The organism is Neorhizobium sp. DAR64860/K0K1, assembly GCF_050500205.1.
Classification (GTDB): Bacteria; Pseudomonadota; Alphaproteobacteria; order Rhizobiales; family Rhizobiaceae; genus Neorhizobium; species Neorhizobium soli.
Window position 1 is genome coordinate 2,564,041 of the sequence record NZ_CP191459.1, and the last position, 14,854, is coordinate 2,578,894.

Annotated in this window: 13 protein-coding genes; 3 read left to right on the forward strand and 10 right to left on the reverse strand. The window is 62.6% G+C overall.

Features of this window, described 5'->3' with window-relative positions; all coding sequences use genetic code 11:
• Positions 1 to 84: 84 nt before the first annotated feature.
• Complete coding sequence (locus tag ACQY1J_RS17135) at positions 85 to 1,440, reverse strand: putative bifunctional diguanylate cyclase/phosphodiesterase (RefSeq protein ID WP_062579341.1); 1,356 nt, start codon at positions 1,438 to 1,440, stop codon at positions 85 to 87.
• Positions 1,441 to 1,551: 111 nt separating this feature from the next.
• Complete coding sequence (locus ACQY1J_RS17140; protein WP_192076496.1) at positions 1,552 to 3,234, reverse strand: response regulator; 1,683 nt, start codon at positions 3,232 to 3,234, stop codon at positions 1,552 to 1,554.
• Positions 3,235 to 3,560: 326 nt separating this feature from the next.
• On the opposite strand from ACQY1J_RS17140, the gene mutL reads away from it, so the two are divergent.
• Both mutL and ACQY1J_RS17150 read left to right on the forward strand, forming a co-directional pair.
• A complete protein-coding gene (gene mutL, locus ACQY1J_RS17145; RefSeq protein ID WP_430250401.1) occupies positions 3,561 to 5,372 on the forward strand; it encodes a DNA mismatch repair endonuclease MutL in 1,812 nt (603 codons plus the stop codon).
• Positions 5,373 to 5,451: 79 nt separating this feature from the next.
• Positions 5,452 to 5,685, forward strand: a complete 234-nt coding sequence (locus ACQY1J_RS17150) for a DUF2093 domain-containing protein (protein ID WP_062579337.1) — start codon at positions 5,452 to 5,454, stop codon at positions 5,683 to 5,685.
• A 32-nt stretch (positions 5,686 to 5,717) separates the two neighbouring features.
• Here the strand turns inward: ACQY1J_RS17150 and lpxK are convergent, their stop codons facing one another.
• From lpxK to ACQY1J_RS17180, 6 genes are all read right to left on the reverse strand, one after another.
• Positions 5,718 to 6,758 carry a tetraacyldisaccharide 4'-kinase gene (gene lpxK, locus ACQY1J_RS17155; protein WP_430250402.1) on the reverse strand — a complete coding sequence of 347 codons (1,041 nt, stop codon included), beginning with the start codon at positions 6,756 to 6,758 and terminating at the stop codon, positions 5,718 to 5,720.
• Between the two features lie 3 nt (positions 6,759 to 6,761).
• The gene (locus ACQY1J_RS17160) at positions 6,762 to 7,520 is read right to left on the reverse strand and encodes an HAD family hydrolase (protein ID WP_244508782.1); all 759 of its coding nucleotides are present in this window, start codon (positions 7,518 to 7,520) and stop codon (positions 6,762 to 6,764) included.
• On the reverse strand, positions 7,520 to 8,848 hold the full coding sequence (gene waaA, locus ACQY1J_RS17165; RefSeq protein ID WP_430250403.1) for a lipid IV(A) 3-deoxy-D-manno-octulosonic acid transferase: 1,329 nt from the start codon (positions 8,846 to 8,848) through the stop codon (positions 7,520 to 7,522). Before waaA ends, ACQY1J_RS17160 begins: the two co-directional genes overlap by 1 nt.
• 167 nt (positions 8,849 to 9,015) lie before the next feature.
• Entirely contained in the window at positions 9,016 to 9,252 is a 237-nt protein-coding gene (locus ACQY1J_RS17170; RefSeq protein WP_062454846.1) for a DUF4170 domain-containing protein, read from the reverse strand.
• Between the two features lie 62 nt (positions 9,253 to 9,314).
• Positions 9,315 to 10,118, reverse strand: a complete 804-nt coding sequence (locus ACQY1J_RS17175) for a 3'(2'),5'-bisphosphate nucleotidase CysQ (protein WP_430250404.1) — start codon at positions 10,116 to 10,118, stop codon at positions 9,315 to 9,317.
• A gap of 3 nt (positions 10,119 to 10,121) precedes the next feature.
• On the reverse strand, positions 10,122 to 11,468 hold the full coding sequence (locus tag ACQY1J_RS17180; protein WP_430250405.1) for a TldD/PmbA family protein: 1,347 nt from the start codon (positions 11,466 to 11,468) through the stop codon (positions 10,122 to 10,124).
• A 110-nt stretch (positions 11,469 to 11,578) separates the two neighbouring features.
• Here ACQY1J_RS17180 and ACQY1J_RS17185 point away from each other — a divergent pair, with 110 nt between their 5' ends.
• Positions 11,579 to 13,387, forward strand: a complete 1,809-nt coding sequence (locus tag ACQY1J_RS17185) for a monovalent cation:proton antiporter-2 (CPA2) family protein (protein ID WP_062453704.1) — start codon at positions 11,579 to 11,581, stop codon at positions 13,385 to 13,387.
• On the opposite strand, the gene ACQY1J_RS17190 is transcribed toward ACQY1J_RS17185, so the two are convergent.
• Both ACQY1J_RS17190 and rsmD read right to left on the reverse strand, forming a co-directional pair.
• Positions 13,388 to 14,272 carry a patatin-like phospholipase family protein gene (locus tag ACQY1J_RS17190; protein WP_430250406.1) on the reverse strand — a complete coding sequence of 295 codons (885 nt, stop codon included), beginning with the start codon at positions 14,270 to 14,272 and terminating at the stop codon, positions 13,388 to 13,390.
• Positions 14,273 to 14,292: 20 nt separating this feature from the next.
• A complete protein-coding gene (rsmD, locus tag ACQY1J_RS17195) occupies positions 14,293 to 14,853 on the reverse strand; it encodes a 16S rRNA (guanine(966)-N(2))-methyltransferase RsmD (protein WP_113109555.1) in 561 nt (186 codons plus the stop codon).
• Position 14,854: the final 1 nt, after the last annotated feature.

A 14,854-nucleotide genomic window follows, 5' to 3' on the forward strand; every position in this document is an offset into this window, starting at 1 on the left:
CAGCGGACAGCCCCGTGCGAGCATCAGACGCGGCGCGGACTGTCCACTCCGCGCCCTCTCCTCAACGGTGGTGGAGGCGGAAGATCAGTCCCGTTCGGGGGTCATGAAGTCGCGGTGATGGGTGCTCAGATACCGCAGCGTCGAGGCCGTATCGGCGGGTCTGCCGTGGTAATAGCCCTGCCCCATGGCACAGCCCAGCGATCGCAGCATTTCCGCTTCTTCCGGCTGCTCGATGCCCTCGGCGACCACTTCCAGTTCCAGACCGTCGCACATGGCGATGATCGCCCTGACGATGTGTCCAGAGGCACGGTCCGAGGTGATGCGGGAGACGAAGGCGCGATCGATCTTGACCTTGTCGAAGGTGAAGTCGCGCAGACGTCCGAGACTGGACTGACCGGTGCCGAAATCATCGAGCGAGATGCGCGCGCCTGCCTTGCGAAGATCCGTGATGATGCGCTCTGCCGTATCGGCCGAGGTCATCACGGCGGTTTCGGTGATCTCGAATTCCAGCCGATGCGGATCGAGCCCGACGCGGGCGAGCGTCGAAAGGATGCTTTCCGTGGTCGTCGGGTCCATCAGCTGGGCAGAGGACAGATTGAAGGACAGAAACAGATCCCGCGGCCAGGACAGCGCTGCCTCGGCTGCCTTGCGCAGCAGGGTTTCCGACAGCGCATCGATGAAACCGCGCTCTTCGGCAAGCGGCACGAAGACGGCGGGCGATACGAAACCGAGATCCTTGTCGTTCCATCTCGCGAGTGCCTCGAACCCGACGACCGATCCATCGTCCAGGCGCACGATAGGCTGGAAATGGACATCCACGGCATCGCTGATGATCGCATGGCGCAGCGCCTGTTCAAGCTGCGTCGCGCGCATCATCTCCTGCGCGATTTCCTGGGAATAGACCGTGATCTGGCCGCGACCGCGGCGTTTGGACCGGTAAAGCGCGGTTTCAGCGCTCTTCAGCAATTCCTCGAAATGCTCGCCGGCGAAGGGGTAGATGGCAAAGCCGAAGGACGCCGAGAGACGCACATTGCGATCCCCCAGATCATAGGGTGCGGAAAGAACATCCCGGATCATCTGGCCGATCCGTTCGGCACCGGTGCGCTCGAAGACGAGCGGCAGCACGAAGGCAAACTCGTCGCCGTCGTGACGAGTGACCGTTGCGCCATCCGGAATGCAGGCCTTGAGGCGATGCGCCACCTGGCAGAGGATCTCGTCGCCCGCTTCCATGCCGAACAGGTCGTTGATCGGCTTGAAACCATCGAGATTGGCAATGCAAACAGTAAACGGGGCGGGATCGGCTGCACGCTCTGCGGCGAGAAGGTGAACCTTGTCGCGCATACGGTGTCGGTTTCCAAGACCCGTAAGCGGGTCGCTATAAGCCTTGGCCTGCAGCTCATGCTGACGGAGCTGCGGCAACGGGTTTTCCGCCAACGTCATAAGTTTATCCGCTTGCACCACATTTGATAGGCGACGATGCGGGACAAAGCTTAACATTTCATAGCGGAACCGTAGCGTTTCGGGAAAGCCACCCGCGCTTCCGATCCATGCTCAAGACAGCATCTGCTGCGAACCGGCAACGACGAGAAACTTCGCGAACAGGGTTTCCAGCACATCGGGACTGATAGGCTTCAGGATCACGTCGTCCATTCCCGATGCAAAGCATTCCTCGCGGTCGCGGTCGAATGCCTGGGCGAGGACGCCGACGATCGGTGTCGACGCTTGCCCTTCTTCCTCGAGCGTGCGGATCGCCCGCGCTGCCTCGAAGCCGTTCAGGGTCGGCAGAGTGACATCCATCAGCACCAGCGAAGGACGAAGCTCGTGCCACATCCTGACCACCTCTTCTCCATCGACCGCAATCGCATAGCGGTACCCGAGGCTTTCGAGGATTTGCGAGAACACGATCTGGTTCACCTCGTTATCTTCAGCAACAAGGATATCGACGCAGGGCTGAGGGTCATCGGGCAGGATCTGCCAGTTGTCTTCTTCGTCCTGTTCGACAGGTCCACGCAACTTGGTCAGTTCGCGGCTGAGGGTCGGAACGAGATGCTCTTCGAGAGCCGCAGCATCGAAGGCCACGACCTGTTTGTCGTAATTTGAGCCGATGGCGCGGCAGGCGGACGCCAGATCGCGATCCGCGACGATGAGATCGACCCTGACCGCGGCGTTGGACACGAGTTCGAGGCAAAGCGCCAGTTCGTGTTCATCAACGACCGAGGATGCCTCGACCTGAAAATCCGCAAGGATCGCCTTCGCGGTTCCGGTGAAAAGCGGGTCGCTTGAAACGATCAGGATCTGGCTTCCGGCGATATCGGGATCGGCGCCCTGCAAAGCGTCCCGCATCTTGCTCTTGCGATGCAGCTTGGCGGAAAACAGATTGGGGTCGTCGAACAAGCGGATAAAGCCACGCCCGTCCTCTTCCACCTCTACCATCCGGGAAATGTCCTGCATGGCGGTGACGAGATAGTACCGGCCGGGTTTGCCGATCCGGTACTTGTTGGCGACGATCACCATCTGCGAGCCATCCGGACGCGTCAGACGCTCCGGCAGCTGGATCTCCTCGCCGTCTTCCACCACCCGGCGGTTGATACCGTCGAGCCGCTGGGCCAAGGCCGGAGCATGGATGTCGGTCCCCGTGCAGCCGAGCAGCGCTTCGGCCGGGAGATCATGAAACCGGCAGGCAGCCTTGTTGACGGCGACGAAGGCGAGATTGGTGTCCTTGACCATGACCGGGAACGGCAGGTTGTCGAGGATATCCTCGGTCAACTGCACACGCTCCATGTCGGCGCGCCACTGCTCTTCGCGCTTGCGCTGTTCGGAAACGTCCCGGAGGATGCAGACGCCGTAGCCTGACGGCAGGCGCCGTTTGGCAAGACTGATCCAGCGATCGGCACCACGGCGCATCAGCGCCTCGTGCCGCTCCTTCCAGAGCGCGGCAATATTGTCGGAAATCCAGTCGTCGCGGCTGAGCAATCGTTTTGTGCCGCCGGTCTCGGACATGAACCGTCCGCCGCCGTCATAGATGGCACCAAGGAGATCGCGCAGCCGTGTACCGGGTGCAAGGACGCTGTCAGGAATGCCGAGAAGGATGGTCAATTGTTGACCGGCAAAGATCAACAGGTCGTTCTTGTCGTAGACGACAAGGCCTCCTGAGTGCCCACCCGAGATCGCCTCGGAAATCACTTCCATCATCGCAGTCTGAATGTCCGCGTCCGCCGACGCCAAATCATTCATGTGACAAAACCCCCTGTGTGTTCACAGACTCGGCCAATCGCCGGCACCATGCGGTGCAATCCGTCTCAATTAATCAAGTCGGGTAAGACACATGCTGGCTTCAAGTCCTCGAACAAAGGGCCGATCCTCGTGTACGGGTGCCCAGCCGGCCCATACATCGGTTCCTCTGCGGAGAGCTGGCGCTCTCCCGGGTTCATCCTGTTCAACTCAGATTGAATATCGGTTTTCGGTTAAGGCCGAATTAAGATAGGCTTGCTGCAGGGCTTGCAGGGGACAAACCATCCGGCAGCCTTTCCTTCCCGCCGGAAATCCTTGAAAATAGCGCCATGTTCATCAAGCAGCTTTCCGAAACGCTCATCAACCAGATCGCTGCCGGCGAGGTCATCGAGCGACCCGCAAGCGCTGTCAAAGAACTGGTCGAAAACGCCATCGATGCGGGTGCGACGCGCATCGAGATCGCCACGGCGGGCGGCGGCAAGTCTCTTTTGCGCGTCACAGACAATGGATCGGGCATGGAGCCCGCCGATCTCGACCTCGCGATCCGCCGCCACTGCACCTCGAAGATCGCGACGACGCTCGACGATATCAGAACGCTCGGCTTTCGCGGCGAGGCATTGCCGTCGATCGGGTCGGTCGCGAAACTCACGATCACCAGCCGGCGCCAAGGTAGCGACAGCGGCTCGCAGGTGTCGGTCACCGGCGGCAAGACGACCGCGGCGCGGCCGGCACCGGCCAATCCCGGCACGGTGGTGGAAGTTCGCGACATCTTCTTTGCAACGCCGGCACGCCTGAAATTCCTCAAGACCGAACGGGCGGAAGCCGGCGCGATCACCGAGATCGTCAAGCGCATGGCGATCGCTTTTCCGCATGTGCGTTTCGTGCTGTCGGGCTCCGACCGCACCACGCTGGACCTGCCGGCGACCGGCGAGGACCATCTGGCGCGCATGGCGCAGGTTCTCGGGGCCGAGTTTCGCGACAATGCGATCGAGATCGACGCGATGCGCGAGGATGTGGGCCTCACAGGCTTTGTCGGGCTGCCGACATTCCACCGGGGCAATTCGGGACATCAATACGCCTTCGTCAACGGACGGCCGGTGCAGGACAAGCTCATCCTGTCGGCCATCCGCGGCGCCTATGCGGAGCGGATGCCGTCCGGTCGCTATCCGGTGGCGGTTCTGTCCATCACGCTCGATCCGGCGCTGGTGGATGTCAACGTTCACCCGGCCAAGGCCGATGTGAGGTTTCGCGATCCGGGGCTGGTACGCGGGCTGATTGTCGGCGCTATCCGCGAGGCGTTGCACCGCGAGGGCGACCGGGCGAACACGACCGGCGCATCCGGCATGATGCAGGCGTTCAGGCCGGGGTTTTCATCCGGCCCCGCCTATCGGCCACCGACGCCAGCGCCCTGGAGCCCGGCGGCATCGCCGTCGCGGCCGCTGCAGGCACCGTTCGGGTTCGGGGAACGGGCGCAGCAGGATTTCGACGGTCTAACCATGCCGGCGGCCCGCACGGACGATTCTATATCGGAAACGGTGCACGTCTCGGAAGACAGGCAGCGCCACCGGCTGGGTGCGGCGCGGGCGCAGGTGCACGAGAACTATATCGTCGCCCAGACGGAAAACGGCCTTGTCATCGTCGACCAGCATGCGGCCCATGAAAGGCTGGTCTACGAGGCACTGCGCCAGGCTTTGAACGACGAGCGGCTGGCGTCGCAGGTTCTGCTCATTCCGGAGATCGTCGATCTGCCGGAAGAGGAGTGCGACCGGCTGATGCTGCATGCGGAGGAACTCGACCGGCTGGGGCTGGCGGTCGAGCGGTTCGGTCCAGGCGCGGTTGCGGTGCGCGAGACGCCCGCCATGCTGGGCGAAGTTGATGCATCCTCGCTGATCCGCGATCTCGCCGACGAAGTGGCTGAATGGGGCACGGCCGGTGCCCTGCGCGGCAAGCTGGAATATGTCGCGGCCACCATGGCCTGCCATGGCTCGGTGCGCTCAGGGCGCCGGCTTCGGCCCGACGAGATGAATGCGCTTTTGCGCCAGATGGAAGCGACGCCGGGTTCCGGCACCTGCAACCATGGCCGGCCGACCTTTATCGAACTCAAGCTCTCCGACATCGAACGCCTGTTCGGGCGGACTTGAAGGCGCGCCACACGCGGTGTAGGGAATGACGGCCAAAGGCGCGAGCAATCCGATGTTTTTTCGCAGGAGACGCAGACAGATGAACCGGTTCGAAGGCGGCAGCTTCCGCGAAGCGAAAATCCGGTACCTGGATGGCGACTACCAGATCGTCAGCAGCGGTTCATACGTGATCTGCGCGATGACGGGTGCTCAAATCCCCGTCGACGAGCTGAAATACTGGAGCGTAGCGCGGCAGGAAGCCTATGCCGATTGCGCGTCCTCGCTGGAAGCCGACAAGCGTGCCGGCCTGCTGCCGAACCAGAGCCGGGCTTAAGCACAATCAACCGACGCGCGCTTGCGCCCTGATCAGGGTTTAACGCCGTTCTTCAATCGACGTTCGCGAAAACGGGCGAGTGCTGCGTCGATGATCTGGCCGGGCGCCTTCGGATTGTCGAAGATCATCTCCACGTCCACCACCTGTACCCGGTTGAGCAGTTTTTCGGCCGGACCGTGATGACCGACGAGACGCACCGCGTCCTTGGCCGTCGTCACGAGATGGAGACCGTTCCTGTCGGCATCCTCCAGCAGGCTTTCGATTTCATCCGCCGTGAAGAAATGATGGTCCGGGAACGACCGGCGCTCTGAAATCAACCCGCCGACGCTGTTGACCGTGCGGTAAAATTTTTCCGGATCGGCAATCCCGGTAAAGGCGAGAAGATTTGTGCCCGCCAGCGACTGGCCGGGGCTTGGATCGAGTGTCGCGACGTGGACCTGCTTGCCGGCGCGCGATGCCTGACGCACGATCCTGTCGGCCGCGTCGCCGGTGCCGACCTTGAGGATGGCTGAGGCCTGGCGCATCTGCTCGGCCAGCGGTGCCCGCACGGGACCGCCCGGCACGAGATGGCCATTGCCAATGCCGCGAACGGAATCGATCACGACAAGCGCGAAATCGATCGAGAGACGGGCGCTCTGGAACCCGTCATCCATGATGATGAGATCGGCGCCGTTTTGCGCCAGCATTCTCGCACCGTCCACGCGGCGGCGGGAAATGACGGTCATCGCTTCGCGCTCGAGAAGCAACGCTTCGTCACCGACGGCTTCGGCCCTGTGTTTGGAGCGATCGACCATTGTCGTGACGTCGAGCGATCCACCATAGCCGCGGGTGAGGAAACCGGGCGTGAGGCCTTTCTCCTTGGCAGCGCGGGCAAGCGTGATCGCCGTCGGTGTCTTGCCGGCACCGCCGACGGTGAAGTTTCCGACGCAGATGACCGGCAGCGGCGCCTGCGCCCGCTTCGACTTCGCCATGCGGCGGCCGGAGACGGCACCATAGACGAACGAAACCGGCGACAGCGCCCAGACGCGCCAGTCGGCCTTCGTCCACCAGAATGGCGGCGCTTCGGAAACCACCGCTCAGCCCGCCGCAGCCGGTGCCGAGACCGGCAGGAGGGCGGCAAAGGCGGAGATATCGTCGAGGCAGAGATCGGCGGCAGTCGACAGCGTCTGGCGCGAACCGGTCCCGGTCAAAACCGCGACCTTGATGCCGGCGCCTGCCGCCTCGCCCATGTGCATATCGTGATTGTTGTCGCCGACCATCGCCACCTGCGCGGGGTCGAGACCGACGACCTCGCAGAATTTCAGAAACATGCCGGGTTTGGGCTTCACACCAAAACCGCTGTCATAGCCGCAGATGAAATCGACATGATCGATAAAGCCGAAACGGATCGCCGTCTGGCGGATGGCTTCCTCATTGTCGCTGGAGGCGATGCCGAGCTTCAGGCCGCGTGCCTTCAGCGCGCCGAAGAAGGCGGCGAGATCGGTGACCGGAACGGAATATTCGGCCGAGCGCACGAAGAGTGCATCGAGCTGACGGGTGAGATCTGCCACATCCATGGGGGCGCCTGCGGACACGAAACCTGCGGCGATCTCGGCGGCATTGCCGGCCGCAAGCAGGCTGTCTGCACGGGTGTGGCCGGAGACGGGATCCATGCCGCCGGCTTGCAGGAGGCGCGTTTCGAGATCGGCGTCGCCGCCCGACGCAATGCGGGCCGCTTCGCGGTTCACCGGACCCCAGCTCGCATCATAGTGCAAAAGCGTGCCGTCCTTGTCGAACAGGATGCCGGCGATATGCGAGAAGTCCATATCCACCACGTCGCCTGTCTCCCCGGCCATCAGCGTGCAGCACCGGCGGCGGCTGTCTTCGGCTGAAGTCTGGCGCTGACGGTGAGCGGATTGACGTAAGGTTCGAGCGCCTTGACGGTCTTTGCCAGCGCGCCGCGCATCTCGTCCATCGCGTCATGGCCGGCTTCGACCATCTTGCGGCGGGCAGGGTCGTTGATCATCAGGTAATGCACGGCCTTTGCCAGCATCTCGACATCGCGGACCATCCGGGCGCCGCCCTTCTTGACCAGATGCTGGTAGGCATCGCGGAAATTGTCGATGTTCGGGCCGGACAGAACGGCAGATCCGAGCATGGCCGGCTCCAGCGGGTTCTGGCCGCCCTCGTTGGTCAACGACTTGCCGACAAAGGAGATTTCGGTCAGCCGCAGATAGAGGCCCATTTCGCCGATGGAATCGCCGAGGAAAACATCGGTTTCCGGCGTGATCGTGTCGTTGCGCGAGCGGCGGGCGACGGTGAGACCTTCCGCCTTCAGCATCTCCTCGATCGCATCGGCGCGATCCGGATGACGGGGCACGAGGATGGTCAACAGGTTGCTTTTCGGCTTCAGCGCCCGATGCACGGTGGCGGCGGCCTTTTCCTCGCCATCGAACGTGGAGATCGCAGCCCAGGTCTTGCGCTCGCCGATTTCGGCCTTGTACCGGGCCAGAAGCTCCTCGTCGCATGGCGGCGGGTCGGTGTCGGTCTTGAGGTTGCCCGACACGATGACCGGCCAAGCGCCGAGATCACGGAAACGCTCGGCATCGAGATCGGACTGGGCCACCACGAGCGCCAGCTTTTCGAACAGCGCTTCGGCGATGGTATTGTGATTGTGCCAGCGCGTGAACGAGCGATCCGACAGCCGGGCATTGACGCGGATCTGCGGGATCCGGCGGCGTGCCAGTTCGGCAACCGTCGTCGGCCAGATTTCGGACTCGGCCGTAATGCAGGCATCCGGCTTCCAGTAGGAGACAAAGCGCTTGATGGAGAATTTCAGATCGAACGGCACATACTGATGAATGACTTCATCGCCGAGCCTGGCATCGACCAGTGCTGCGGATGTAACGGTCCCTGTCGTCAGCAGGACATGGATCTCGCGACGACGAAGCTCGCGGATCAGCGGCATGATCGACATGGTTTCGCCGACGCTTGCGGCATGAACCCAGACCAGCGGTCCGCGCGGGCGCGGGAGGCTGGCATAGCCGAGCCTTTCGAGACGGCGCGAGGAATCTTCCTTGCCCTTCATCGATCGGTACGTGAGGTACGGCCCGGCAAAGGGATAAAGCGCGATGCCGGCCAGGCGGTATCCCGCCAGGGCCATGCGAGCCATACTGCCGCTCATCGCTTTTGCCCCCACTGCATGATGGCCGTCATCAATCCCGGTCGTCCTTCTGATATCGTATCAGTCGCCGAATTTCTGTCATGCACAAATGCGTCAAAAAGGGGTCCCGGACCCTATGTTCCAGACCTTGGCATTTCGAAACCTGGCAGATCAGGCTTGCTTCAGCGTTACTTGGGGCCCGGCTCGAGCAGGCGATGCATGTGAACGATGAAATAGCGCATCTGGGCGTTGTCGACCGTCTGCTGTGCCTTGCTGCGCCAGGCCGTCAGGGCCGTTGCATAATCGGGATAGATGCCGACGATATCCAGCGCCGCAAGATCCTTGAACTGAACCTCTTCGAGGCTCGAAAGTTCGCCACCGAAAACCAGATGCAGAAGCTGTTTCTTGTCAGTCGTCGCGGTCATGTCCATCCTGTCCCGTTTATCCTCTCCGCCCGATCCTCATCTGCGGCATTACGCCACAAAGGTCAAGCGGCCGGAAATCGCTGGATCTGCGGCAATAGCCGTTCCAGTGCATGCTCTGCGCCAGCCACCAGCATCTCGTGGCGGACCTGCCGCCGGTTGTAGGTGAGCGGGCTTCCCGCAAGGTCGGTCAACCGGCCGCCTGCGCATTCCAGGATAAGGTCGGCGGCGGCGAGATCCCAGTCATGCGAGTTGCGCTTGACGACGGTGCCATCGAGGCGTCCGTCCGCGACCATCGCCAGCCGGTAGGCGAGCGACGGGATATGCCGATGGCGTTCGACATGGCTGCGGAACGGCAGATCAAATTTCTTCACAAGGTTTTCATCGGCAGCGATCACAAGCTTATCATGATCATCCTTGGTAACAGAGATCGGCGCACCGTTGCGGATCGCGCGACCGCCCTTGACGGCAAAGAACTCCTCGCCGAGCGCCGGCGCGACCAGAACACCCGCCACGGGTCGGCCGTGATGGACGACGGCGACCGAGACGCACCAGGTCTTTTCGCCATTGATGAAGGCGCGTGTTCCATCGATCGGATCCACCACGAACAGCGTATCGAGCGAAAGCCTGGCGTCGTCGTCATCCGTTTCTTCCGAGAGCCAGCCGTAATTGGGACGGGCGGTCAGAAGCAGGCTCTGGAGAATGTCGTTTGCCGCAAAATCTGCGGCACTGACGGGAGACGAGCCCTCGTTTTTCCACCAGACTTCCGGCGACTGGCCGAAATAGCCATGCGCGATCTCGCCGGCCTGACGGGCGGCATCCCGGATCAGGTCCAGATCCTCAAGCCACTGACCCTCCGCACCATCCATCGGTCAGCGTCCTGCCAGGGTCATGCCTTCGATGGCGATCGTCGGTGAGGCTGTGCCGAACTTGCGGTCGATATCGTTTGCCGGCGTCATCCGCATGAACATGTCCTTCAGATTGGAGGCGATCGTGACTTCGGAGACCGGATAGGCAAGCTCGCCATTCTCGATCCAGAAGCCGGTCGCGCCGCGCGAATACTCGCCGGTGATCATGTTGACGCCCTGGCCGATCAGTTCGGTGATGTAGAAACCGGTGCCGATCTGGCGGATCAGGTCTTTGGGCGAAATGTTGCCCGGTTCCAGCGCGAGGTTCGTGGAGGCCGGGGTGACGGACGTGCCGCCGCGCACGCCGCGGCCATTGGTCGGGAACCCGATCTCGCGGCCGGTCGAGGTAGAGAGGAACCAATGGTTCAGCACGCCGTCCTCGATCATCACGAGACGCTCGCCCTTCACACCCTCGCCATCGAAGGGGCGCGAGGAAGACCCGCGCACGATCAAAGGATCGTCGGTGATGTTGAGACCTGACTTCAGCACCTGCTGGCCCATCTTGTCGCGCAGGAACGATGTCTTGCGGGCAACCGATCCGCCATTGATGGCGCCGGCGATGTGGCTGACAAAGCCGCGCGCAATGCGCGGATCGAAGACGACGGTGACATTGCTGCCGGTATCGACCTGGCGCGGATTGATGCGCTTGACCACCCGCTCGCCGGCCCGCCGGCCGATCAGCTTCGGATCGTCGAGATCGGCTGCAAACAGACGGCTGTCGAAATCGTAGTCGCGCTCCATCTTCGTGCCCTCGCCGGCGATGACGCTGACGGAGCGGCCGAAGCGGCTGGCCATATAGGCGCCGGAAAATCCGTGCGAAGTAACGAGAACCATTCCGCCCATGCCGGCAGAGGCGCCGGATCCCGACGAATTGGTGACGCCTGCGACATCGAGCGCTGCCTGTTCCATCTCGAGCGCCACGTCCCGCATCGTATCGGCGGAGACTTCGGTCGGGTCGAACAGGTCGAGATCCGGGTAATCCCTGGCCAGGTCCTTTTCATCCGCCAGGCAGGCGAAGGGATCCTCTGGCGAGACCTTGGCCATGGCGACGGCGCGTTCGGCCAGGACCTTCAGATCGAAACCCGGATTGGCGGAAACGCTCGCAACCTTGTTGCCGACGAAGACACGGAGCGAGAAATCGTCGCTTTCCGAGGATTCGGTTCCCTCCACCTTTCCGAGCCGGACGCTGACGGAACTGGAGCGGGAGCGGACGACCACCGCATCCGCCTTGTCGGCGCCCGCCGCCTTGGCCAGATCGATCAGTTCGCCGGCACGCGCCAGAAGGGAGGCGGAATCGATTTGCGAGGTCATGTTTGCAAGCCTTTCGTTTGCACACCATTTATTGTGCACCGACCAAAGCATCAAGGGCAGCGCTCCGATTCCCCGGTTGACCTTCCGCATTCCCGACCCGAAAGTGCCCCATGACTGCAAACGGCTCCCACTTTACCGAAATGTTGATGCTGCTTGCCGGTGCGGTGATCGCCGCCCCGCTGTTTCGCAGGCTCGGTCTTGGCACCGTGCTTGGATATCTCGCGGCCGGCATCCTGATCGGTCCGGTGCTGCAACAGGTGACCGATACGCAGGAGGTGCTGCATGTCGCGGAATTCGGCGTCGTGTTCCTGCTCTTCGTCATCGGGCTGGAGCTGAAACCCTCGCGTCTGTGGCAGATGCGGGCCGATGTGTTCGGGCTTGGGCCGGCGCAGGTGGCGATATCGGGTGGCATCCTGAGCGGGTTCGCCTACCTGTCGGAAATGGCGGACTGGCGCGGCAGCCTGATGATCGGCTTCGGGCTTGCCCTGTCGTCCACCGCCTTTGCGCTGCAGATCCTCAATGACACAGGTGAGATGAACAGCCGCTACGGCCAGCGCTCCTTCTCCGTTCTCTTGTTCCAGGATCTCGCAATTGTGCCGCTTCTGGCGTTGATCACAATCCTGGCACCCGGCACCAGCGAGGCTGCCGCCACCCCGATGCTGGACTTTGCAATCGCTGTCGCTGCCGTGGGCGCCATGGTGATTGCCGGCAAGTACCTGCTGACACCGATGTTCCAGATCATTGCCAGCAGCGGTGCCCGCGAGGTGATGATTGCCGCAGCCCTTCTCGTCGTACTTGGTTCGGCAGCTGCGATGCAGGCCGTCGGCTTGTCGATGGCTATGGGTGCTTTTCTCTCCGGCGTGATGCTGGCGGAATCCTCCTATCGGCACGAGCTGGAAGCGGATATCGAGCCCTTCCGCGGCCTGCTTCTGGCGCTGTTCTTCGTCGCTGTCGGGCTTTCGCTCGAAGTCCAGGTGATCTTCGAAAACCTCGCCTTCCTGATCCCGGCCGTTGCCGTGTTCATGGGTGTGAAGGCGGCCGTGGTCTACGCTCTCTCGCGCCTGTGGGGTTCGCCGCCCAATGACGCCCTGAAGATCGCGTTCCTGTTGCCGCAGGGTGGCGAATTCGGCTTCGTGCTGTTTACCACCGCGACCGCGGCCGGCCTCCTCTCTTCCGCCACCGCTTCGCTTCTGATTGCCGGCGTGACGCTGTCGATGGCGCTGACGCCGCTCGGCTCGGCGCTTGCTAGGCGCCTGCAGAAGAGCGAGACGCGCGAACATCTGGAGGAGGATTTCGAAGGCGCCGGAGCCGATGTGCTGATGATCGGCTTTTCCCGTTTCGGCCAGATCGCCGCGCAGATCCTGCTTGCCGGCGGCAGTTCCGTGACTGTCATCGATGACAGTCCGGAGCGTATCCGGCAGGCGGCCAATTTCGGCTTCCGGATCTATTTCGGCGATGGTGCGCGCAAGGACGTTCTGATCGCGTCCGGTATCGAGAAGACGAAGATCGTTGTGGTCGCGACGCAGAAACGGGAAACGACGGACCGGATCGTCGACCTGATTGCGTCGGAATTTCCCGATGTGCGCCTGTTCGTGCGGTCCTACGACCGGGTTCATTCGCTGGCGCTTCGCGAAAAGAACGTCGAATACGAGTTGCGCGAAACGCTGGAGTCCGGGCTGCTGTTCGGGCGACGGACGCTGGAAGCGCTCGGCATGAGCGAGGCTGCCGCCTCCGAGATCGGCGACGATATCCGCCGTCGCGACGAGGAACGGCTGCAGGTTCAGGCCGTGCAGGGTTTGGGCGCCGGCCGCGAGATGCTCTTCAACAGTCCCGTTCGCCCCGAGCCGCTGATCAAGCCGAAACGCACCGGCAAAAGCCCGGAGGAAAAGGCTTCCGGTGTTTCGATCGGCAAGTGGTGATCAGGCAGCCCTTTCCAGAGCCTCGATCGCCCGCTTCAGCTCTTCTCTTGTGCCTTCTGAGGCTTCGAGGATGTCGCGCGCCTTAAAGAAATCCATTACGCCGAAGCGATTGACGCTGGGACGCAGGAAGATGTGCGGCGGATTGAGTTTCAGCTTGAGGGCGATGCTGGCCTGCATGGTGAGCTGGCTTGCGCCGAACAGGCTGTCGAAGCGGTTGGGCGGATGCAGGCCATCGCCTTCCGGCGCGCCGACCACATCGATGCCGATCACCACGTCGGCGAGATCCATCAACTGCTCGTAAGGGACGGGATTGAAGACGCCGCCATCGATCATGATGCGGTTGTTGACCCTGACCGGCATGAACAGGCCGGGAATGGCGGCAGAGGCCGCGATCGCCTTGCGCAGATTGCCCGTCTCGAGGATCACCTCCGCCTGGCCATAATAATCGGTGGCGGAGATCTTCAAGGGTATGACGAGATCGGCGAAATCCTGGGGGATCTGGCTCGGCAGGAAGGCCTCGAGGATCGGCTCCAGATTGAAGTGACCGAAGCGAAATCCGCCGAGTGCATCCCGCATCGTCGACGGGCCGAGACCCCAGAGCCGGTTCACCAGCGAGCCGCGGTTGCCGACGGTCTCGACGGTATAGTCGCGGATCTCGCGGCCCGACATGCCCGATGCCATGGCGGCACCCATGATCGCGCCGATCGAAGAGCCGGAAATTGCTACCGGCCGGATGCCGAGTTCGTCCAGCGCTTCGATGACGTGGATATGGGAAATGCCGCGGGCGCCGCCGCCGCCGAAGGCGACCGCATAGCGCAGATCGCCCTTCTTGCCGCCAGGGCGATCCGCAGTCTCATGATCAGCAAGGGTCAGCCTCGTGTTCATGGATCGCCTCCCGCCTTTGCTCAGGCCGGCTCGTAGCGGAAGAAATCCATCCGCGTATCGCCGAATGTTCGGCTTTCGAGCAGCTTGTAGGCCGGATCGACTTCAACCGTCACATCGGCGCGTTCTTCGAGAATCGCGAGTGCGCCGGGCACCAGCCAGCCGCCGACATGGGCGGCAAACAGAGCCCCCTCACCCAGCTTCTGACCATAAGGCGGATCGGCGAAGAGGAAGTTGTAGGGTTCCAGCGTACCGACCGGGCCGAGCTTGGTGGCATCGCGGCGCAGGATGCGGGCGCGGCCATGCAGGCCGAAAGCGTCGATGTTCTCCCACAGGAGACCGCGACCTTCGACACCGTTTTCGACGAACAGCGCATGACGACAGCCGCGCGAGACGGCTTCCAGTCCGACGGCACCGGTGCCGGCGAAAAGATCGATCACCCGCGTGCCATCCAGCGCCTGCGGATAGACATGGCCGATGATGTTGAACAGGCTTTCGCGCGTCCGGTCGATGGTCGGCCGGATCGCGCTGGTTTTCGGCGTGGCGAGCGTGCGGCCGCGGAATTCACCCCCTACGATGCGCACG